19 protein-coding genes are annotated in these 23,146 nt (G+C 42.6%); 5 read left to right on the top strand and 14 right to left on the bottom strand.

Annotated elements, in window-relative coordinates; all coding sequences use genetic code 11:
• Positions 1-12 precede the first annotated feature (12 nt).
• From H9Y05_RS00520 to H9Y05_RS00480, 9 genes are all read right to left on the bottom strand, one after another.
• Complete coding sequence (locus H9Y05_RS00520) at positions 13-840, bottom strand: CvfB family protein (RefSeq protein WP_163492828.1); 828 nt, start codon at positions 838-840, stop codon at positions 13-15.
• 1 nt (position 841) lies between these two features.
• Entirely contained in the window at positions 842-1,642 is an 801-nt protein-coding gene (locus H9Y05_RS00515; protein ID WP_216713209.1) for a universal stress protein, read from the bottom strand.
• 121 nt (positions 1,643-1,763) lie between these two features.
• Positions 1,764-2,777: a type IX secretion system ring subunit PorN/GldN gene (gene porN / locus H9Y05_RS00510; protein ID WP_216713208.1), complete on the bottom strand. Its 1,014-nt coding sequence runs from the start codon at positions 2,775-2,777 to the stop codon at positions 1,764-1,766.
• A 21-nt stretch (positions 2,778-2,798) separates the two neighbouring features.
• On the bottom strand, positions 2,799-4,559 hold the full coding sequence (gene porM / locus H9Y05_RS00505) for a type IX secretion system motor protein PorM/GldM (RefSeq protein WP_216713207.1): 1,761 nt from the start codon (positions 4,557-4,559) through the stop codon (positions 2,799-2,801).
• A gap of 59 nt (positions 4,560-4,618) precedes the next feature.
• Complete coding sequence (gene porL / locus H9Y05_RS00500) at positions 4,619-5,434, bottom strand: type IX secretion system motor protein PorL/GldL (protein WP_216713206.1); 816 nt, start codon at positions 5,432-5,434, stop codon at positions 4,619-4,621.
• Between the two features lie 56 nt (positions 5,435-5,490).
• A complete protein-coding gene (gene porK, locus H9Y05_RS00495) occupies positions 5,491-7,038 on the bottom strand; it encodes a T9SS ring complex lipoprotein PorK/GldK (RefSeq protein WP_163492823.1) in 1,548 nt (515 codons plus the stop codon).
• A gap of 113 nt (positions 7,039-7,151) precedes the next feature.
• Entirely contained in the window at positions 7,152-8,087 is a 936-nt protein-coding gene (locus H9Y05_RS00490) for a PorP/SprF family type IX secretion system membrane protein (RefSeq protein WP_163492822.1), read from the bottom strand.
• A 177-nt stretch (positions 8,088-8,264) separates the two neighbouring features.
• Positions 8,265-9,254, bottom strand: coding sequence for a bifunctional heptose 7-phosphate kinase/heptose 1-phosphate adenyltransferase (locus H9Y05_RS00485; protein WP_163492821.1), 990 nt, complete (start codon positions 9,252-9,254; stop codon positions 8,265-8,267).
• Entirely contained in the window at positions 9,254-10,447 is a 1,194-nt protein-coding gene (locus H9Y05_RS00480) for a pyridoxal phosphate-dependent aminotransferase (RefSeq protein WP_216713205.1), read from the bottom strand. Before H9Y05_RS00480 ends, H9Y05_RS00485 begins: the two co-directional genes overlap by 1 nt.
• A 254-nt stretch (positions 10,448-10,701) precedes the next feature.
• Here H9Y05_RS00480 and H9Y05_RS00475 point away from each other — a divergent pair, with 254 nt between their 5' ends.
• The 4 genes from H9Y05_RS00475 (at position 10,702) to H9Y05_RS00460 (ending at position 13,904) form a co-directional block, all read left to right on the top strand.
• Complete coding sequence (locus tag H9Y05_RS00475) at positions 10,702-11,574, top strand: TIGR01777 family oxidoreductase (RefSeq protein WP_163492819.1); 873 nt, start codon at positions 10,702-10,704, stop codon at positions 11,572-11,574.
• 115 nt (positions 11,575-11,689) lie between these two features.
• On the top strand, positions 11,690-12,940 hold the full coding sequence (locus tag H9Y05_RS00470) for a cation:proton antiporter (protein WP_163492818.1): 1,251 nt from the start codon (positions 11,690-11,692) through the stop codon (positions 12,938-12,940).
• Positions 12,941-12,952: 12 nt separating this feature from the next.
• Positions 12,953-13,261: a DUF3817 domain-containing protein gene (locus H9Y05_RS00465; protein WP_163492817.1), complete on the top strand. Its 309-nt coding sequence runs from the start codon at positions 12,953-12,955 to the stop codon at positions 13,259-13,261.
• Positions 13,262-13,283: 22 nt separating this feature from the next.
• On the top strand, positions 13,284-13,904 hold the full coding sequence (locus H9Y05_RS00460) for a carboxypeptidase-like regulatory domain-containing protein (RefSeq protein ID WP_163492816.1): 621 nt from the start codon (positions 13,284-13,286) through the stop codon (positions 13,902-13,904).
• An 11-nt stretch (positions 13,905-13,915) separates the two neighbouring features.
• Here the strand turns inward: H9Y05_RS00460 and H9Y05_RS00455 are convergent, their stop codons facing one another.
• Positions 13,916-14,935 (bottom strand): radical SAM/SPASM domain-containing protein, encoded by a 1,020-nt coding sequence (locus H9Y05_RS00455; RefSeq protein ID WP_216713204.1) that lies wholly within the window; start codon positions 14,933-14,935, stop codon positions 13,916-13,918.
• A 253-nt stretch (positions 14,936-15,188) separates the two neighbouring features.
• On the opposite strand from H9Y05_RS00455, the gene H9Y05_RS00450 reads away from it, so the two are divergent.
• On the top strand, positions 15,189-16,058 hold the full coding sequence (locus tag H9Y05_RS00450; RefSeq protein WP_163492815.1) for a sigma-70 family RNA polymerase sigma factor: 870 nt from the start codon (positions 15,189-15,191) through the stop codon (positions 16,056-16,058).
• On the opposite strand, the gene priA is transcribed toward H9Y05_RS00450, so the two are convergent.
• The 4 genes from priA to H9Y05_RS00430 form a co-directional block, all read right to left on the bottom strand.
• Complete coding sequence (gene priA / locus H9Y05_RS00445; RefSeq protein ID WP_216713203.1) at positions 16,055-18,523, bottom strand: replication restart helicase PriA; 2,469 nt, start codon at positions 18,521-18,523, stop codon at positions 16,055-16,057. The two genes, H9Y05_RS00450 and priA, sit on opposite strands and share 4 nt — an antisense overlap.
• Before the next feature lie 45 nt (positions 18,524-18,568).
• Positions 18,569-19,684, bottom strand: a complete 1,116-nt coding sequence (locus H9Y05_RS00440; protein WP_163492813.1) for a DUF4249 family protein — start codon at positions 19,682-19,684, stop codon at positions 18,569-18,571.
• A 139-nt stretch (positions 19,685-19,823) separates the two neighbouring features.
• Positions 19,824-20,894 carry an RluA family pseudouridine synthase gene (locus H9Y05_RS00435; protein ID WP_394366336.1) on the bottom strand — a complete coding sequence of 357 codons (1,071 nt, stop codon included), beginning with the start codon at positions 20,892-20,894 and terminating at the stop codon, positions 19,824-19,826.
• The gene (locus H9Y05_RS00430; RefSeq protein WP_216713201.1) at positions 20,885-23,137 is read right to left on the bottom strand and encodes a T9SS type A sorting domain-containing protein; all 2,253 of its coding nucleotides are present in this window, start codon (positions 23,135-23,137) and stop codon (positions 20,885-20,887) included. The genes H9Y05_RS00435 and H9Y05_RS00430 overlap by 10 nt, the downstream gene beginning before the upstream one ends.
• Positions 23,138-23,146 lie beyond the last annotated feature (9 nt).

The following is a 23,146-nucleotide window of genomic DNA, read 5'->3' as shown; positions in this document are numbered from 1 at the left end:
AACGGATGGTGCTTATCCGATCCAGGTAATGGCGTCTTCTTTCAGTTCAATCAACTTCTCTTTGTAGAGTTTTCCGACAGCTTGTTTGAAGACTTTTTTACTCATACCAACGGTTTCCATTACTTTTTCCGGGGTGCTTTTATCGGTAATGTTGATTTTTCCTAATCGCTTCAGAATTGTCATCAATTTATCGGCATTGTCATCTATTCGCTGGTAGCCCGGTTTTCCGATGCGTACATCGACTTTTCCATCCTCGCGGATGTTGTAGATGTAACCTTCCGTATAATCGCCTCTGCGAAGATGTGAGGGCATATCCGAATGGTAAACCATGCCCAGGTATTGTTGATCAACGATTACCTTGACACCTAAATCTGTTTGATCACCAACCAGGATCGGAAGTACATTTCCAATTAACGATTCATCGCTGCATGGAGTAAATAGTTTATTGACTTTGGTTGTTCCATAGAGGCGGTCTGTTGCCTCGTCGTACTTCAGTGCCGTCAGGTAATAGGCATTTTCATTTAGTGTGATGTGCTGTTCTTTGAAAGGAATCATCAGGTCCTTTTCCAGTCCCCAATCGGCAAAGGCACCATAAAAATTGACTTCTTTTATTCGCAGGAACGCAAATTCCCCCGGTTTTACTAAAGGATGTTCAGTGGTTGCGACCAACCGGTCTTCGGAATCCCGGTAGAGAAATACTTTTACTTCATCTCCCACCTGCATATCATCTGTCAGGTATTTGTTGGGCAATAATACATCATTGTCCTGGTCATCTCCTAAATACGCTCCTACACTTGTAAAACGAAGTATCTGAAGGTTGTTGTAATCTCCGGTTTTCATATTAAAAATACAGTGCCGATGCTTGTTTTGAATTGAGTACCAGACACGGCAATAATTCACTGTTTGTAATTAAATTTTGTGCAAATTTATCAAATTGCGGCAATAAGCTTTCAGAATGGTAAGCAATTGCAATCAAATCTACGTCATTCTTTTTACTGTACTCGATGACCTTTTTCGAATACGACCCTCCGTCTTTTAAAAATTCCACTTTAGAAGGAACATTTCGTTCTTCGTATTGCTTTTTTACGATCTGAATCCTGTTTTTCATCTGCTGATTCAGCAATTCATCATTTTGCTTGTTTCCGATCACGTGTACTTCTGCTCCGTATATATTGGCCACATCACCTGCAAGATTGACAATTTGCAGACTTTCTTTTGTCAGGTCGATCGGCACAACGATATTTCGTAGATCTTTTGTCGGAGTCGTTTTCTGAACAATCAGGAAAGGAATGTCACAGCTGGTAATGACCTGGATGGCGTGACTTCTGAACAGTTTCTGAAATCCGTGCTGACCGTGTGTCCCCATAATGATCAACTGAGCGGCTGCTTTGGTTGCAATTCTTCCGATATCTTCGAAAATGGATCCAGGTTGTACTTGTGTGGTGATTGTTGCTTTTTCAGGAATTTCTAATGATTCAATCATCTTATCGATTTTCAGCGAAGCGGAATTGATTTCATTTTTATTGGCAACCAGGTGAAGGATCCTGATTTCTGCTTCTACTTTGTTACAGAGATGTAAAGCGTGCCTCAGTGCGCTGTTTCCAACCTCTGTTAAGTCATGTGGAACAATGTATAAATTCATCTACTTTGTTTTTTTCAAATATATGTTATTTCCGATTAAAAAAAAAATAATCTCATAACCGGTTCATAGACAAAAAAAGAGCCCTGTAAAACAAGGCTCTTTCGTACATTTTATCTTCAGATTAATAATCCCAAACGTCGTGCTCAAATGTCCTGATTTCCTCTTTGATTCGCTCTGATTCTCTGAGTGCATCAACACCACTTCGATAAGTCTCGATCTTTCTGTCAAATCCGTTGCTTTCTTTGTAAATGAAAGACGTAAATCTTCTTTTCCAGAACAGGTCATCGAAGCTCATCCATTGTGCATCGTTCTTGTCGTTGTATGAAAAATAATTATTAAATACAAATCGACAGTGTGGGAAGTACAACCAGAATAATTCCATTGTTCCGCTGATACTTTCGTTTCCTTGCGCATCGATACCTTTTTGGTAAACTACCGGTGCCAGTGCAAGAATTCGTTGATCCAGAACGGATCGCTCCTTGTCAAAGAACCATTCTTCCTTGATGCGGTATTGAATGATGTCTTTAGACGTGTACCAAAGTGTATCAGCCGGTGGATATTTGAATGATTCCGTTCCATCAGGCAATGTAATAATAATCGGATCCCCATACTCATCTACTTCCGGAACATCACTTTGAGGCCCCATTTTCCCCAGGCAGTATACCAGCTTTTCACGGTATACGGAATCGGTGAAGTAGGTTAACCCCTGTTGCGGATAGAGTGGGTATTTCAACTGGTCACCATCCCACTCACTAAACATATTGTTTGGGTTGTAAGGAAGGAAAACAGTCAATTTCCCGTTAATAATGTTATGCCTGATAATGGTCCACAAACTCCATCGTTCACCATGCTTCACCCATTCTCCTGCAGGAGTAATTTCGTCATGGGGATAATAGAGCGTGTGATTCATTCGTTCGCGAAGGTCTATTGTCTGCCACACGCGCTTCATCCACATCACATCTGCTTCACGCACAAACTCATACGGAATCATGCGTTTTGTCGGAACATGTTCTTTCAGAACAACCCCGTCAATAATCCCGTCTGCCGGGTTATTTACAGGTCCGGCATCTTCAATCTGTGCATAGGAAAAACCCAATGCAAAGATCGCCGCTGTATTAACAATTAGACTCTTCATATTTTTACTTTTTATTCAGTTTTAAACTTTAAATGCTCCTGCACGCTTACGTTGGATTCCGTCAGGACCAACAACCGTACAGATGAATGATACCTGCATTCCCGGTTTCGCTTGTTTAATCAGGTTTGATGCAGTCCCATCCAACACACCTCCTGTACCTTTCGGCGGAGCTCCCTGTGCACCAGGAATCTGAACTTCCCAGCTTACAATTCTAAACTGTGCGTTCAATGGAATTTCAGGACCGTACTTCGCAAATAATTTTGTTTCTGTACGCTGACCTTTGTCTCCGTTTTTCGCAGCTCCCCAGTATAATTCAGGATCCGGCAAGTTGGAAACACGGAATTTTTGAGTTAACAACTGTTGCGTTTTTCCTGTTACGGTATTTTTACCGGATACTGTCAATGTTGCTTCTTTTCCTGATCCTGTCGGTTTTGCAATCCACAGGTTTCCTGATTTAGAAAGTGGAACTGAACCAGTTAATACAGTTTGATCAAACCCGGAAGCAACTGCTTCAACTTTGTTATCGTAGCTTCTGTACAATACATTCAATTCAGGTAAAGAGATTGCTCCGGAAGGTTTCATAATTGTAACCTTGTATTCCCAGTTCTCTTTCTTTTCGACACCGGATTTGTTTTTGATAGCAACTGTACCTTTTACGATTTGCTCAGCACCACCACCAACTTTGAATCCGACAACACCTTGACCGTTTCCTGGGTATTTTACACTTGCTCCTTCTGCTCCTTCCGTAATAACTACCGTTGGTTGGTTATCCGAATCAAATGCAGCCATCATTACTTGCAAGTATACAGAGTCACCTGTATTCGCAATCGGTTGACCGTATGCTAAAGGTGCAATTTTGTTAAAGCTGTACTCACCTGTCGTTACACGGCTTTTCCATGTATTCAACGCCAATGCGCGAGCAGACAAGATGTCCTGTTGCATAGAAGACAAAGAAGCAATTCCTGCTACCAAAGGAGAGTGATCAAACGTTGCTCCTACCCAATGCAATCCTTTTACATCTTTGATGTCAACACGCTCAGGTTTCGTCATCATTGCGTACAAGTCGATCAACGCCGGACGGTCTTCTTTCAGGTTTGCCTGCTTGTTTCCGTCAATCATTTTCTCCACTTTTTTCTGCAAATCTTTGTTGTCTTTGAACTCGTTGATTGGTGTTGTTTTCACTACAAAACTATTTTCACCTAATTTGTAAGTCCCTGTCAATTCAACAATCTTCGCGCGGTAATCATTGTATCGTTTCCACAACTCAGCACCTTTTCCTTTCGGATTTTTTAAGTCTTCGTTGATTCCCAATACCAACATTGGTTCATCGTATTTATCCTGAGCACTTACTGCATCCAGGTTTAAACGCATTGGTCTGATACCGTCACCTTTTTGCCAAACAATTGTCAATGGATCCTGATCTTTTGTTGTTTTCGTTTGTTCTCCTGCAACATTTAAGATCTCCAGTTTCAAATCGTCAATGAACTTGATAATGGTAGCTGTTTCTTTATCGATCGCATCCATTTGCTTCAAAACAGCCTCCAGTTTTTCTCTTTTTGCTTTGTTTTCGTCTCCCTTTGACGTTGCCAACTCAGAGCGAACATCTTTGATAAATCCGTCCCCACGGTCTACCTGAACAAGGTTTGCTTTCTGAATGTTTTCCTCAATAGCGACGAAAGCTCTCAGGATGTCTTTTGATACGTTCAATGCGAGCATTGCCGTTAGTACCAGGTACATCATCCCGATCATTTTCTGTCTTGGGGTTTCTTTTCCTCCTGCCATGTTAAATAAATTTTATTGGTTTACAATAATTTAATGCATTCAAATCAATAAGTAACAAATTACTTCGTGATTGTCATTGCTTTTAACATGTTACCGTAAACGGTATTCAAATCGGTTAAGTTTTTAGACAACAAAGCCATGTTCTCTTTGTACAATCTTGTATCTTCGACAGAAGCAGACAAGTTTTGCAGCATATCTGTCACCTGAGACTGGAATTTCTCAGTTGCTTCCAGGTGCTGAGTAGAACCTTTCAATTGTAATTCGTATACGTTGTTCAATGCAGCCAGATTCTTGGATACTTTTTGCATTTGCTCTCCGAATGATTCACCTTCCTGTGTTGTAGAAGTCAATCCTGAGATGGATACGGAAGCACGCTCGTACGCTTCAGACAAAGAAGACACTTTTTGTGAAGCAGCCTGTAAGCTGTTTACATAAGAATCTGTTGCCGCTGCTGCTGTAGTAACGCTTGTCAATTGAGCTGCATTATCACCCAATCTGCGCATTCCGTCACCCAATCTTCCGATCAGTTCGCTGTCAATTTTAGCTTCTTCCAGTAATTTATCCAATTGGTCAGTAACACCTGAACCACCTACGTTACGCCCGCCTTTTGCTGCTGGCAATGCATCGTGATCCAAGTCATCAGAATGGCCCAATGCCAATTCAGGGTATACCAACTCCCAGTTCGGATCTTCGTGGATCGGTTCAAAAGCTGAGAAGATAAAGATGATCGCTTCTGTTAATAATCCCACCGTAAGCATGATACCCGCTCCCGGCCAGTGCTGAATTTTAAATAAGGCTCCCACAATTACGACTGCTGCACCGATACCGTACAACTTCGCCATAAAATTTTTCCATGCTTTACTTCCTGGTTTCATAGTTCTTCTAGTTTTTTTTGGTTTTTAAATATAATTTTAGATTGTTTTGCTTATTCTTAGCGAAGGTTTATATCGCTTCGAATTTCTTCGCCACCCTCTTTCGAGAAGTCTGAACCACCTCTTCCTAAGTGCGTTGCCACATTTCGGAATCCTAAGAACGACTTGGCAGTATCTTGGTACTCGTAGCTACGAGTTGCAGTTCTGATATAATAACCTACATCTTTCCATGAACCTCCGCGTGTAATTTTTCGTTTCATTGATGGTGGATCCCAGTCCATTGCATCATAACGGTACTCCGTATTCAGGTCATGTGAGAATTCATACATTGATTCGTCATATGCTGTTTCACACCATTCTGAAACGTTTCCTGCCATACAGTACAGACCAAATCCATTCGGGTTGTACGAAAACACTTTTACCGTGTGGAATCCTCCGTCTTCGAAGTAACGACCTCTCATTGGTTTAAAGTTTCCAAGGAAACATCCTGATTCATTACGGATATACGGACCACCCCAAGGGTATTGAGACATATTCAAGTCACCTCTTGCAGCTCTTTCCCATTCAGCTTCTGTTGGTAAACGGAAATCGTTTACAAATAATTCTCCCATTTCCGACAACCAGTTGTTCAATAATTGGGATCTCCATACAGAGAATGCTTTTGCCTGTTGCCATGTAACACCTACCACAGGGTAGTTGTCATAAGCAGGGTGCCAGAAGTACATATTGGTCATCGGGTCGTGGAACGAGTATGTAAAGTCCCGTACCCAACACAATGTGTCCGGATAAACGTTGATGACTTCATCGATGATAAAACGTTGACGGTTTTCATGTCCGCGAATCGCGTTATTTTGTCCTTTTTTGTTGAATCCACCCATATCCAGATCCTGTCCTTGTGGTTCTTGTGTGAACGGGTGTGGTCCTGTATTCAGCATACGGTGATTGTCAGCTTGTTTGATTCGCTGATAGTCGTATCCGTCCTGAACGATATCAATACGTCCTCTTTTTGCTGCTTCAACCAGGTCAATCCAATAGTACCGGAACATCAGTTTTCGTGTATCAAACTCCCGACGCTTGTAAAAACGTTGTGGCTGCGGATAGTACATATCAGCTAAGATCGGAACGATTTCCGGATCATCATAGCTGAATCTTCTGTCCCAGTTCAGGTTGAAGATACTTCTGTTTAGCTCTCTGTCGGATGGCTCGAAGTCAACATATTCCAACGCACCTTCATCAAAGTACAAATCAGAATAATTGATGAATCGGGACGCCTCTTCGTCTTCCACCAGCTCAGAAAGGTATATCTTTTCTCTTGCAATAGAGTCACGTACCCAATCGACAAACTGGCGGTACTCATTGTTTGAAATTTCCGTCTGATCCATATAGAAGGCCTGGATGGAAACAGTTTTTGCACGTGTTTGATGCAAAAACGGTACATCTCCGTCATTCTCACCCATTTGGTAAGAACCGGCTTTGATGTATACCATTCCCAGAGGAATCTCAGGATGGTATACAGGTCTTCCTAATGTACCTGTGAGGTGACCTGTTCTTGAACTACAAGAAGCCAGGAAGGCACCCACTAAACCAATTAACAAAAGTTTTTTCATTCTACCTCGTTTTATTGTTTGCCGAATCAAAAATTAACGTACTACAGGATCAATATCATTTTTGATGTAACGGCTCTACCCGGAAAAGGTTACAATATTTGTTAAAAAAATTATTACAACCATCTTGGGTGACGCGATGTTTGAATCGGCACCGGTGGAAGTTTGTAACAATATCTTACAGCGATTTCATGCGATCCGCGTGAAATACCCGCCAATTTATTTGTTGTGATGTCATACGAATAACCGATTGTCAGGTTTTGAATCGGATACCATCCGACCATGATCCCAACTGCGTCAATTGTTCTGTATGTAATTCCTCCGTATAACAAGTTATTCCAGATATAACGTGCGTTGATGTCTGCAGATAATTTCGTGAACTCTGTACGAACCAATGCCTGCAGGTCGATGTCACCATTCCCGATGTTTCGGAACGTTTTACCCCCCATAATGTAGTAATGGCGTTTCGTTTGGTATGAATAGTCAATCATACTGATGTTCTTTCTCAGAATCGACTGACTCAGGTGCGTAGAAGAGATTCCAGCATACCAGTCTGAATTTCCTCTGAAGTACAATCCAAAGTTCAGATCCAGGTTTGTAGCGTTGAATCCTACAGGAAGCGTTAAGTCTGTCTGTGTTGTCGGAGGCACCCACGTCGGGTTTTGTCCGAAATTGATCATACCGACACCAACACCAATCCCTAATGTACCTGCATTCCCCAATTCCAACGGATAGGAATAATTCAGTAACAAGTTGTTCTGTCTGTTGAATCCGATCGCATCATGGTAAAATGACAATCCCAAACCTCCGGGAAACCATCGGTTCATATTCGCTTCAATGTTAAAAACAGCTGAATTCGGTGCTCCGTTTACCTTGTCCCATTGATTCCGGTACAGTAAGGTCGCACAAATATCTTTGTCAAACCCTGTCGCACCAGGATTGACACTCATCTTATCGTAGATGAAGTGAGTAATAAGTTTGTCCTGCTGTGCAAACATATTGCCTGTCACAACAAGAGAAAGAGCCGAGATAATTAGTAGTCTTCCCTTCATAAAAGTGTTCATTTTAGGTGCAATTATACGCAAAAATATCATGTTTTTGAAAACAAGTTGGCGACTAAAGTAATTATTTTTTGATTAATAGAGAAATTTTTTAACAATGTCATGAAAAAAGTTACTCTGTGCTTAAAAAACATTCGTCCGGACAAGGTTTTTATTCATTACAGGTGCTTATTCCGCAATCAATTTTTTTGCCTCACTCAACAATTTTTTCTTATCAACGGAGACCACACCACTTTCTTCACAAACCAGTCCTCCTGCTATGTTTGCAATCGCGGCGACCTGCCGGATGGATGCGCCCGATGCCAGGCATAGTGCAGCTACAGAGATGACGGTATCACCGGCTCCGCTTACATCGGCAATGTTGCGTACGTGTGCAGGTATGTGATGTGCTTCTGACTCGTTGCTGATGAAAACACCATGCTCAGAAAGTGTCACAAACGAAATCTCATTGCCAAGCTGTTCTTGCAGTATGGAGATGGCCTCCTGTAATTTTTCCGGCTGATCCCGGAACGAAAACGCGACATTTGTACCTTCAATCAGTTCTTTTAAATTCGGTTTGAACAACGTAACCCCTTTGTATTCGAGAAAGTTTTCTTTTTTCGGATCCACAGCGGTCAATGTATTCTTTTCTTTTGCCGCAGCAATCAGTTCGGAGATGACCCGTTTGGTGAGTACTCCCTTGTTGTAATCTTCAAAGATCAGGATGTCAATGTGCTGGTCAAGGAGTGATTTAACCCGGTTGATCAGTGCGGTTTCTTCATCGTGTGAAATAGCATCTGTTTGTTCTGCATCGATACGCAGCAGGTGTTGGCTATTACCCAATACCCGTGTTTTGACAGTTGTCATGCGGTTGTCGCTGAATACAATTCCTTCATCCGAGATGTTCGCTTGTTGGAGTAAGTTGATCAGTAATTTCCCGTCCTTGTCCTTCCCCACACACGAGCACATGATCGGTGTTGCCCCAAGTGCCACCAGGTTTAGTGCCACATTTGCGGCTCCTCCCAGGCGCTCTTCGTGTTTGGTCAGACTCACCACAGGTACAGGTGCTTCGGGACTGATGCGATTCACTTTTCCCATGAGGTAAGCGTCAATCATCACATCACCTACAACAGCGACTTTCAACTGGTTAAATTGTTCAAATAACTCGTCCATCATCATTAGCCTAATTTTTCCAACGAAGTTTTAACCCGTTTTAATGCTTCTGTCAATACTTCTTCCGACGTCGCATACGAAATCCGGATGCAGTTATCGTCTCCGAAGGCATCCCCTGAAACCAATGCTACCAATGCGTCATTTAACAGGAACATACACAAGTCGGAAGCATTACGGATAGTCGTTCCGTTGTATGATTTTCCGTAAAAAGAAGAAATGTCCGGGAAGACATAGAAAGCACCTTCCGGAACATTCACTTTCACGCCTTCAATTGCCCGCAACTTTTCCAATACAAGGTCTCTTCTACCGCGAAATGCAGCAATCATGTCTTTTAAAATAGCAGGATCGGCATCTACTGCGGCAATTGCTGCTTTCTGCGCAATGGAACAGGTTCCGGAAGTAAATTGCCCCTGCATTTTGGTACATGCGTCTGCAATTGCCTGTGGTGCTCCGATGTACCCGATTCGCCATCCGGTCATCGCCCATGCTTTGGATACACCGTTTACTGTGACCACCTGGTTGTAGATCGCATCAAACTGTGCAAGGCTTTCATGTTTCCCTACAAAATTAATATGTTCGTAGATCTCGTCTGCGATAACAACGAGATCCGGGTGCTGTTCAATTACGTGTGCTAATTTTTTCAGTTCCTCTCTGCTGTATACAGATCCGGAAGGATTACACGGAGTGGAGAAGATCATCATCTTTGTTTTCGGAGTGATCGCACTTTCTAATTGTTTGTCGGTGACTTTGAAATCACTTTCAATCGTTGCCTCAACCACAACAGGTATTCCCCCTGCAAGTTTTACAATTTCGATGTAAGAAACCCAGTAAGGTGCCGGGATGATCACTTCATCTCCTTCGTCCACAAGACTCAGAATCACATTGGCCAACGACTGTTTTGCTCCCGTGGAAACAACAATCTGCGTCTTGGAATAGTTCAACCCGTTATCCCGCTTGAACTTTTTTGAAATACTTTCTCTCAAATCGTCATATCCCGGAACAGGGGTATACGTCGTGAAATTATCGTTCATGGCTTTTACTGCCGCATCTTTTATAAATTGAGGGGTGTGAAAATCGGGTTCTCCTAAACTCAACGAAATAATATCCTTCCCCTGAGCTTTCAACTCGCGGCTCAATCTTGACATGGCAAGTGTAGCCGATTCCTCCATATTATTCAAACGGCTGGAAAATTCTAACATAATCAGTTTATTTGTTTTTTACAAAGCTAAACAAAGAACCGAAACAGTGACGGGAAAGCAACTTTTTTTTGGCAGTACTTCCCGTAGGGAACTTATTTCCTTTATGCAGGGCGTGTTCTCATGCTATCCGCTGTATCTCCGGAAGTGTCCGGAGGATGTCGCTGCTATCATGCACGCGGGTTCCGGCAGTGTAATAAATTTGTAGAGCAGATTACCGTTTTTTGTATCTTGCCGTTTTTAATCGGGATAGACGTATGAAGAAAGTAGTGATTGCCGGAGGGACGGGATTTATCGGTCAGAAGCTGGAGAATTACCTGGTGGCTCAGGGATACGAAGTGAAAATCCTCACCCGGAAACCGGTAAAAGAGCATCATGTATTCTGGAATCCTGCAGAACAGCAGATAGATGCAGAACATTGCTCCGATACACAGGTCTTGATCAACTTGTGCGGAGAAAACCTGAATGCGAAACGGTGGACGCGCAAACAAAAACAACTGCTGGTCGATTCCAGGGTGCAGACAACCCGGTTATTATATGAATTGTGCCAGTCGTTTCCGAATCTGGAGCAGTACATAACAGCTTCCGGGATCACCGCATACGGTTTTGATGATGGAAAGCGGGAGCATCCGGAATCAGACCCGTATGGAAATGATTTTCTCAGTCAACTGGTGAACGAGTGGGAACAGGCTGCCGATTTATTTGCTTCCACCTGCCGGGTGACAAAGTTGCGGATTGCAGTCGTATTTGAAAAAGAATATGGAGCACTCCAAAAAATGAGTGCTCCCGTAAAGATGGGAATAGGAGCACCACTGGCGACAGGAAAGCAACAAATTCCCTGGGTGCATAGTACGGACCTGGTGCGGCTGATTGAATTTGCAATTGTAAACGAATTGGAAGGAACGTATAATACCAATGCCGGGAATGTCAGCAACAAAGAGTTGACGACATACATAGCAGCATCACTGAATAAAAAATTGTGGTTACCCAACATCCCCGCTTTTGTATTGAAAATGGTACTGGGTGACATGGCTGAAATGGTTGTCTGCGGAGCAAAAGCAAGCAATGAGAAGATCAGTGGAAAAGGATTTGTGTTTAACTACCGGTCAGTTCCGGAAGTGCTGCGTTAATTTGCAAGAAAAGGTTAAAAAAACGATTTTTTCTTTCAAAAACGTCGGATTCTTGGCATTTTTGCAAAAATGCAATAGTTAAAAATGACACATACCTTCTAAATTAGATGTAACAATGGAATTATATTACTCACTTTCAATCCTCATTGTCTTAGCTTCTGTTTTTGCCTATCTGAACCTCCGGTTTTTGAAACTACCCTCTACCATTGGAATCATGTTCATCGCAATCGTCGTGTCTATTTTTGCACGCATTGCCGGAATATATATGTTTCCCGAAATTACGGAAGACCTCACAACACTGATTAGTGGTGTCGATTTTACAGAAATCCTGATGGGAGGAATGTTGAATTTCCTTTTATTTGCAGGAGCAATTCATGTTCGTTTTGCGGATTTGCGGGAGCAGCGACTTCCTGTCTTGATCTTTTCAACGATCAGTGTCATTATTTCTACGTTTGTAATTGGCTTTGTACTCTATTACGTTACCCCATTCTTTGACATTGAACTGCCGTTCCTGTATTGTTTATTATTCGGTTCCCTGATTTCTCCCACCGATCCGATTGCTGTGCTGGGAATTCTCAAGAAAGCGAAGGTAAGCAAGTCATTGGAAACAAAAGTAACGGGAGAATCCCTGTTTAACGATGGAGTAGCCGTTGTCCTTTTCGTGGTTATTTTCCAACTGACTCAATCACCGGGGATGGAAGTCAACCTGGGAAAAACAACATTGTTGCTGGCGAAAGAAATTTTCGGAGGATTGTCATTGGGAGTGTTGCTCGGATATTCTGCTTCCAAAGCAATCAAGGCGATTGACGATTACATTGTTTCGGTTTTGATTACTCTTTCTGTAGTAATGGGAGGGTACCTGATTGCGCACTCGTTTCATATTTCAGGTCCGCTGGCAATGGTGGCCGCCGGGTTGTTTATCGGTAATTACGGAAAGAAGACGGCAATGTCTGATATCACAAAAGAATATTTATCGAAGTTCTGGGAGCTGATCGATGAGATACTGAATGCGATCCTATTCCTGTTCATCGGGCTGGAATTGTTGATCATCAAAGATTTTGAATCGTATTGGGAAATCTCAATTCTGGCAATCTTCATTGTCTTATTTGCGCGTTTTATTTCCATTTGGATTCCTTCGATTGTCGTGCCGTTTAATCCCCGGCTTTCGAGGGGGACGCTGAAAATGCTTGTATGGGGAGGACTCCGTGGAGGCGTTTCCATTGCTCTGGCACTTTCTGTAAATGAGCCCGAATACAAAGAACTGATATTGGAAATGACTTATTTTGTTGTGGTTTTCTCTATTTTTGTACAAGGATTGACAATCGGCAAAGTATCGCAACGGGTACTGAAACCAGGAGAACATTAAAAATTAGTGATTATGTTGAAATTAGTAAGAATTACCGCGATTGCAGAAGGAATTTCCTACCTCGCTTTCGCGTTGACGATGCCACTGAAGTACATGTGGGAAATTGCCTGGCCGAACAAAATTGTAGGGATGGCACATGGCGTTTTGTTTGTTGCTTTTTGTCTGTTGGTTGTAATCGCTGCCGGGCAGTTGAAATGGAATAAAACAAAGACGCTGATTCTTCTGATTTCATCACTTCTTCCTTTTGGAACATTTTGGGCCGAGAAAAAATATTTGAGAGAAGAAGAAAAATCGAATGACACGTTAGACTCTTTTGTGTAATTTTATTGAAAATAATAAGGTTATGAGATTGACTACACTTATCTTATTGGCGGCTATGGCTTTTTCTTCCTGTAAAAAAGGGCAGGCCGATTTTCATATTTCAGGATTTGCGCTGGATGAATCAAACATGCAGGTACTGGCAGGTGCGCAGATTGATGTGTATAAAAAAAATGCAGGCTCCGAAGAACAAGTGCATGTTAAAACGCTGCAAACCGATGCCGAAGGGAAATTTGAATTGGATCTGAAAAGAGATCAATTCGTCTCTTTGATCATGCGGGTCTCAAAGGACGGGTACTTTACGGAAGAAAAGACCGTCAATTTTAAAGATCTGACGTTAAAGCAGACGAATTTCATCAATTTTACCACTACAGGGAAGTCCTGGGTTAAAATCCACCTGGTGCATACGGAAAGCGCAGATACGCGCATTGACATCATAAAAACACAAGGGAAATCGGCTTGTACCGAATGCTGTCCGGACGGATACCAGCAGTTTATAGGAATATTGGATACTGTTTTTTATTGTGTGAATGATGCAAATACAGTGTATGAAATTACCTATTTCAAGCAGTTTTCATCCTTCAGTGGTACAAAAAGCGTCATCACTCCACACATGGATACGACGGAATTATTACTGAACTATTAATTGTATTCTTGTTACGCCCAAACCTTAGCGCCTTCTGAACAGTTGTTGCAGATATCGATCTGGTTTCGGTGAGTGAGTACTGCGGATCTGAATCCATTGTATTTTTTTGAATGCCAGATTGCTTTAAAGTTGTCTTCTTCCAGACTGCCCAGTTGGTGTTGTGCATCCTTGTCAAAACAACACGGAACTACTTTTGCATCCCAGGTAAGGACACAACTGGACCACATGCGCCAGCAATGATTTCCTGTTTTCCACTTTAATGTATAGGTCCCGTCAGGCAGTTGTTTGTAGCGGGCATATTTTTCATTTTCCGGCATAAGCGGATTACCGTGTTTGTAATCGTACAATTGAGCGGTTTTGATACGTACTTCATCAACACCGAGTTGTTTCCCGAGTTTTGCTATTTCCTCAATTTCGTGTTCATTGGGTTTGACGGCAAGAAATTGGATAATGAGATGAGGAGTGGACGAATGGAGTTGTTGTTTTGCTTTTACCAGGTGCTGCGTGCCCGCAATGACTTTTTCAAGCGTTCCATGCACGCGGTATTGTTCATACGTTTCCTGCGTCATTCCGTCAATGGAAATAATCAGCCGGTCGAGGCCGGATTGAACAATTTCTGCTGCTTTGGATGGTGTAATGAAATGGGCATTTGTTGATGTCGCAGTATAAATCTTATGTTTTTTAGCCGCTTTGATCAATTCCAGGAAGTGAGGATGCAGAAATGGTTCGCCCTGGAAATAATAATTGATGTAAAATACGTTTCGGGAGAGTTGCCGTAACATTGTTTCATGTACATCTGATTGCAACCTTCCGGTAGGTCTTGAGAATTGTTTCAATCCGCTCGGACACTCCGGGCATCCCAGGTTGCAGGCAGTTGTCGGCTCGATACTCAACGAAAAAGGCATTCCGCGGTGAAGATTCTTTTTCAATGCGCGCGACAAGAAATAGGAGTGGTAGAGTACAGCCAGATTCCACATTCTTCTGATGGAAAGGTGGCGCATAATATTCAGTGTATCCCGCAATTTATTCACACACCGAAATTAGGTTATTTTTTTCGACTTTCCCGGAAAAAATAAGTACTGGTTTTCCAACCATAGCAGTAGTTTCTTTCGTTATATACTTATAATCAGTCAATAGAAGGTGTTGTAGTAATGAATTAACCGTTTAATCAATGAAGACCACACTTTACAAAAAAAAATAATTTTTAACTTTTTATTCAAAAATAAAATACTACCTTAAGCGTACTATTTATGACTAAGATAGCAACCATTAAAACAATCAGCCATGAGACAACTAAAGATCGCTAAACAAGTAACAAACAGAGAAACGGCTTCTCTTGACAAGTACTTACAAGAAATTGGCAGGGTAGATTTGGTAACTGCTGATGAAGAAGTTGAATTGGCAAAGAGAATCCGTGAAGGAGACCGGATCGCCTTAGAGCGATTGACGAAAGCCAATCTTCGTTTCGTTGTTTCGGTATCCAAGCAATATCAAAATCAAGGATTGTCACTTCCCGACTTAATTAATGAAGGAAACATGGGATTGATTAAAGCAGCAGAACGCTTTGATGAAACACGCGGATTTAAGTTTATATCTTATGCGGTTTGGTGGATTCGTCAGTCCATCTTGCAGGCATTGGCTGAACAGGCGCGAATCGTACGCCTTCCGTTGAATAAAATCGGTACGATTAACCGCATTAACCGTGCATTTTCCGAATTGGAGCAAAAATATGAACGTCCGCCTACGGCAGAAGAACTGGCAGAATTTCTCGAATGCAGCGTGAATGACATCCGGCAGTCATTGGTGAATTCCGGTCGCCATATTTCGATGGACGCGCAATTGGTGGAAGGAGATGAATCTTCATCCAGCCTGTATGATATTCTTCCGAATGATTCCCTGCCGACTCCGGAAGATGGATTGGCTGTTGAGTCCCTCCGAAAAGACATTGAGCGCTCCCTTTCTACGCTGACATCGCGGGAAGGAGATGTCGTTCGTATGTATTACGGCTTAAATGGAAAAGCACCGTTGACTCTGGAAGAGATCGGAGAGCGTTTTGACCTGACCCGCGAACGCGTACGTCAGATCAAGGAAAAAGCAATTCGGAGATTGCGACATACTTCTCGCAGTAAAATGCTGAAAACATACCTGGGTTAAGCCGGGTCTACATCGATTACCACCCGGATACTTTTGTGTGTGGCGTGGCTGTAGAAGGTGTCGATGAGTTCACTTATTTTGTCTTTTATTTTAGAATCGGGCGCATGGCGTTCAATTTTGAGTTTGATTTGTTTCAGAAACTGATTTTGGATTCTGCGCACTACCGGGAATTCAGGTCCAAGCACCCGCTCTTTAAAAACAGATCGCAGAGAGGTCGCCAGTTGCTGTGCCCCGCTGCTTACCACCTGTTCATCCTTGTGTTTTAACGTAATGTTGATGATTTTATAAAAAGGCGGATAGAAGAAGTTTTTACGTTCAATGATTTCAGCATTGTAAAAACTTTTGTAATCATGCTGATGCACCTTCTGAATGACCCAATGATCTACGTCACCGGTTTGGATGATAACTTTCCCCCGTTCGTGATCTCTTCCTGCCCGTCCCGCAACTTGTGACATGAGCTGGAAGCTGCGCTCGAATGCACGGAAATCAGAGCGGTTGAGCATCAGGTCGGCGTCCAGGATTCCCACTAAGGCAACATCCTTAAAATCCAGTCCTTTTGAAACCATTTGCGTCCCAATGAGAATATCTATTTTTCGTTCTCCGAAGTCATTGAGTATATTCTCATACGCGTGTTTGTTTCGTGTTGTATCCAGGTCCAGCCGCTGAATAGCAGCTGCCGGGAAAATGGTTGCCAGATCATCTTCGATTTTCTCCGTTCCGAATCCCAGCATTTTGATGCGGTGACTTCCGCAGGCTGCACACGTGCCGACAGGTGGCTGTACATAACTGCAGTAGTGGCACTTTAATGAATTGGTCTGCTTGTGATAGGTTAAGGAGACGTCACAGTTGGTACACCTGGGTGTCCAGTGACAAATCTCACACATCCACAGCGGTGTGTATCCCCTGCGGTTTTGAAATAAAATGATTTGTTTGTTTTTATTAAGTGTTTCCCTGATTTCATCAATCAAAAAAGAAGAAAAATCGGATTGCATACTTTTCTGAATCCGGGCTTTGCGCATGTCGGCGCATTGAATTTCGGGCAATTGCACACCTCCGAAGCGCGTTGTCAATTCAACAAATCCATATTTTCCTGATTGTGCGTTGAAATAAGTTTCCATGGCTGGTGTAGCAGACCCGAGCAATACTTTTGCGTTGTGAAGTTTTGCCAGTACAAGGGCTGCGTCGCGGGCATTGTATCGCGGAGAAGGATCGTATTGTTTGAATGAACTTTCATGTTCTTCATCTACAATAATTAACCCCAGGTTTTTAAACGGGAGAAAAACAGAGGATCTTGCTCCGACAATCAACCGGAATTTAGAGGGGTTATCTGCCAGTACATTGTTCCAGATCTCTACACGTTCATTTTGATTGAATTTGGAATGATATACACCGATGTATTCACCAAAATAAACAGAAAGTCGCTGAATCAATTGAGTAGTGAGTGCGATTTCAGGCAACAGGAACAAGACTTGTTTTCCACGTTCCAGCTGTTCCTTGATCAGTTTTACATAGATCTCAGTTTTACCGGAACCTGTAACACCAAATAACAGCGTTACAAAGTGCTTTTCAAACGATTCGGTGATTTCCCGGTAAGCGGTCTCCTGTGCCTCTGAAAGTTCCTTGATTTCCGTTTCGGAAGGGTCAAGTGCACGGAGGCGGCTGACTTCCAGTTTTTCTATAAGAATGTAACCGTTTTTCTCAAGGGTTGTAAGTGTAGAAGCAGAGATTCCGTGTTCAAGGACTGTTTTTTTTGCAATGTATTCCTGGCGGGTATCCAATCGTAACTTCAGAATGGTTAACAGCCCATCCAATTGTGATGCTTTGCTTTTAGTGGTCTCCAGCGATGCGAGCACATTGTTCAGGTCTTCCTCTGTAAAAACGGGATTGATACAGACAAAACTCTCTTTTTTCGGGGTGTATTTCTGGTTGAGTTCTTCCTGTGTAATAACGATTCCTTTGTCAATGAGTCGTTTGATAATCGGATGCACGTTTTTTATTCCGAGAATTTCAGAAAGTTCTTTGAGGGTTAATTCCTCCCGGATTTCCAATGTCTCAACAAGTGTTTCTTCCTTTTCCGCTAATTCCATTCCCTTTTCAAAGTCGGGATGTAGCTGGATTTTTGTTTCACTTGCCAGTTTAAAGTTAGCGGGGAGCGCAGCATTCAAAACATCTCCGATCGGAGCCATGTAATACTTCGCGATCCATTTCCAGAAAGCATATTGATTTCCTGTGATAATCGGTGCCTCATCTAAAATATATTCGACATATTTTGCCGTATAGGAAGGTACCGTTTCATGTACTTTCGTAACAATTGCCGTATAAAATTTAGATTTCCCGAAAGGGACAACAACGCGGACACCTTCCCGGATGTAAGTGTTCATTTCAAAAGGAACACGATAGGTGAATTCCCTGTGAACAGGAACAGGAAGAATTACATCTGCAAAGAGGGTTTTACGTTCATCCATTGAGTATTGCTGACATCAGTCCGGTTAAAATGCAGCGATCATTACTTAATTACACGACCAGGGCTCCGGGTTGTCTAACGCGTGTTGCGAGCAGAAACTCAGTGTTCCCGTAATTGGTCCGGCACATAATTCACGTCTGGATTTTTTGTCCATTCCCTGTGTGATACTCGAAATCCCGACAGCAGGTTTGTACACACTGTATGTATACCTTGCTCCGAAGATTCCCAATACGCTATGTCCTTCCGTGATGGTTAAATTCGTGTACTTTGGTTTGTTTTGAGCCAAAGAAGAAGATGGTTTGCTTACTTCGATGTAGTTTGCCAGCTCTCTTGATGCTCCTGTTATCTGCACATCGAATCCGAGGTAAATTCTTTTTTCAATAGAAGACGATACGGGTACTTTATCTTTTACAGTACGGTAGAATGTTTCTCCCGAAAATGTAAACGTTTGGGATGTGTTTGCTCCGGGAATAATGTCATATTCTCCGAGATTGAACCAAATAGCGTGATCCGTTGAATCCGTCATTCCAATGGCATATTCACGATAATCGAACCGTACTTTTCCATTCATTTTGTAGGAGTTTCCTACACTGGGGATGTTCAACGATTGAGTCGCGTATTCTCCCAACGCATTTCCGTTTGCCGTTAATTTCAAGCTGGCATTTGAATTCGCCCAGGTGCCGGCAGAAAGACCGCTAACCAGTTGCGTTTGTCCTGTAACAATGATTCTTCCACCATCAATTTTGGCCGTCATTTTATAAGTTGCATCAGCTAACAGCGGTGCCGCAGGAGTGGTGTAGAATACATATACTTTCTGTTGAGGAGCATAGAAAACGCCGTTCTCATCTTTGTTTTGAATAATGGTATCATGCAGTGTGAATAGTCTTCCCTGGCTTCCGTTTGCAAGCACCTCTTGAATTGTGATGTCTACCTGGTCAAAATAAGACGAGTCCGGAATTGTAGCGATATCCAGTGAATTGGTCACACCGTCACCAATAAATGTACGCGTAATTTTAACATAATGTGATGTTTCTGACTGATCCAGGATTCCGATAACTACGGCAGACTCCTGACCGGCTCCAACCAGGTCAATTTTGTCTTTACACGAAGTTAGAAATGTTAATGCCAGGCCTATTACAGAAAAAATCAGAGTGTTTTTCATTTGAAAAAATATTAGAAGACCAAAGATATGAAATTTTACTGAATGAATTTGATAAGTTTCAATCAATTATTACTACGCTTTACTCAATCAATCGCCGTTACGGATAGCGTTAATGTATCACTTACGTTAAATGAAAGACTTACTCTTCCGACAAATCACCGGCACTCTTTGTATAATTTCTCCACTTTTCAAGTAGTTGCTGAAAACCTGCAGGTAACTCGGAATCAAACCGCATGTATTCTTTCCGGGTCGGGTGTTCAAATCCCAGCGTTTTTGCATGCAATGCTTGTCCCTTTGTCAGATCAAAGCAATTCTCAATGAACGTTTTGTATTTGTTGTGCGTCGTACCTTTCAGAATTGCATCGCCTCCGTATTCCAGATCGTGAAAGAGTGTGTGTCCGATGTGTTTCATGTGCACCCTGATCTGGTGTGTACGTCCCGTTTCCAGTTTACATTCAACGAGTGTGACCAGTCCGAATCGTTCGAGTACTTTATAATGTGTTACAGCATGTTTTCCGTGATCCCCTTCCGGGTAAACTACAAACATTTTTCTGTTTTTCAGAGAGCGACCGATATGCCCTGTCACAGTGCCATCTTCTTTAACGTCTCCCCAAACCAAAGCCCAATAGCGACGCTCTGTTGTCCGGTCGAAAAACTGCTTGGCCAGGTGGTTGAGTGCATATTCCGTTTTTGCAACTACGACCAACCCGGTCGTGTGTTTATCCAGCCGGTGTACCAACCCGGGGCGACCATAATAATCCTGTGTTCTGTGCGGTAAATTGTCAATGTGGTACACCAATGCGTTGACCAGTGTGCCGCGGTAATTTCCAAGTCCGGGATGTACCACCATGTCATCCGGTTTATTGACAACCAATAAATCGTCATCTTCATAAGGGATTTCCAATGGAATATTTTCAGGAATTAAATCCAATTCCTGGGCGGGAAACGGAAGTACCAGTGAAATTTCATCATTGGGCTTTACCTTATAATTTTGTTTTACTTTTTGCCCGTTGACAATGATAAAACCATTCTTTGCGGAATTTTGAATCCTGTTTCTGGAAGTATTGGGAAGACGATCCATCAGGTATTTATCAATTCTGACAATAAACTGACCCGGATCTACTTTGACTTTATGATGTTCGTACAGTTCTTCTTCCTGTTCTTCGGAGAGGTGCTGATCTACCTCCTCTGGCTCATCTGTCATCTGGATTTAACTACTTTATATGTTCTCGATAAATTGGAAGAGGATTTCACCAAATAGATGCCGTCAGGCTGATTGCTGATGTCAAATGTTGCTTCATCTGTAGTCAATACCAACTCACCCCGGATGGAATACACCTGGATTTGCCCGGATTGACCTGTTGATGATTGAATGTGATAAATTCCACTTGACGGATTCGGGTAAATCGTCAATTCCGCAGATTCCTTTATGACGGGTTTAACGCCCAGTTCAGGGTCCATGGAGGTAGAAAAAATCGGACGGATCATCACCGACCCCGGAATTTGTGATTGTTCCCATGTAAGTCCGCCATCTAAACTGAAATACGTATTTTCGTGCTTATCTGTATTTTGATCAAGTCCGACTCCGTAACGAATCGCATCAATTTGCTTCCACCCGATGTAAAAGGTGCCTGATACAGGTACTTTGATTGTATCATCGGTAAAGTATTTGATGAATGTATTTCTTCCGTATCCATAAGATGGCTGACGTAAATTGAATGCATTGTCTTCGTACAAAACAGCTCCCGGAACACCGCCGTTATCCCCCCAGATTGTCAGCTGAAACAACTTATTGGTCACATTGTTAACCGTTGGAACGAAATGAATGTACGCTCCGATAACAGAATCTGCCTCGTACGGCGTATATTTGATTGCCAGTCGGGACTGTGCCCCTTGCGGACCATAAGCCAATTCAGCGCTTCCGTCATCGTACGAATAGTAATTACCGAAAAACTGCTCGGAATAAGTGGTGTCATTTGGCAGATAGTTGGAACCTACAGGGACGGAAACGATTGTTTCAATGGTAAATAATTGTTTGGTTCCCGGTTTGGTATGGTCGTATTGGAAAGAAGATACATTGTGTTCTGACACATACGTTGTGCGCGGACGGTAATCCGGAATCGGCTGTGATGGCGGATTGTAATTTGCAATGATCTGACCGTTCAGGTTGACACTTCCTTCCAGTGTGCCATTGTATTTTACATCAATTCTACCCCCTCCTGCGGATGTAATATTTGCACCACCATTTAAGTAGCTGTTGCGTACTGTTAACGGTACTTCTGTCGACATTTTTCCACTGTGATTATTCTGGTAGTGATCCCACGGAACAGACGTATAGTCTTTCAGCAAGGTTACGGTAGGGTAAGAAATAGCGAAATCTTCAATCAATGTATCCTGAATACCGGACAGGTCGCGCACATTTACATAATCAATGTGAAAGTGATCGAGTGCTCCGGAAAGTCCTCCGTAATTTTTGAAGCGGAATTGAAACGCGTTGGTAAAGTATGCCGGGTTTTTAATGGGAATGTGCGCCAGTTTAAATTCGCTGACAGTCCCTCCGTTGGTAGACCATTGCCAACGCCAGATTTGTGCGGTCGCATCGTAAAACTCCAGTATAAGTGAATCGGTGGGTTCTGGAATGTCTCCCAGCCCTTGTTTTTGGTAAAGGAAAGTAATGTACAGGCTATCGGAAATTGCGCTTCCCGTCAGGTCAATTGGTTTGGATGTCAGGAAGTCAGCTTCTCCCGACAGGGTCGTTCCCATTTGGTACGGATAACCTGTCCGGTCAATTCCGTCGAAGGTCATCACCCCGATAGACCATGGATTTTTAGCGAACCGGTAATTGTGGTATGCGTGGTCATCGATCCAGTAGGTTCCCGGAGTAGCTGCATGTGCAAAAAACTGACGTGCAGAGTCTTGCGTGATGTTGGGTGATGGAATCCAGATGGTGTCCGGAACATCCGGAATACCAACAGTGTCATAAATATAATAAGGAGGGTATCCCGTAACGGTTTCGTAAACGACCGGGTAGCTGTTGAGGTTTCCTTTTTTTACTGTTACTCCCGGGAAGTTATAATCCGTATATCCTCCTGTGTTTGTGTCAAACACCCTCCTGAATGTTACCTGTGTTGTGTAAACTGCAGTTGCTGGCAGGGGAATGTCATTTTCATCTTTTAAGCGGTAATACAACGTGGAGGTCACCCCCGGGTCAGAGTAGTCCGCATTGTATGGCTGGATTCTGTTTTTTGAAAAATCATCAAAAATCGGAAGTGTGATTGTATCAACTGTATAAATGAATGTACTGTCAATACTTCCTGTTGATTTGGTTTGATAGTTGTTTTTTTGTTCTTTGATCAACTCCGGGTTATGTGTAATCGGTAAAACACCTTCTCCCTGAGAAAATGCATTGTTGAATCCCATTAAAAAAAGGAAAATTGTAGCAATCGTTTTCATGTGTACCAT

This window comes from Taishania pollutisoli (assembly GCF_014518315.1).
Classification (GTDB): Bacteria; Bacteroidota; Bacteroidia; order Flavobacteriales_D; family Crocinitomicaceae; genus Taishania; species Taishania pollutisoli.
This window is presented reverse-complemented; position numbering and strand designations above follow the sequence as displayed.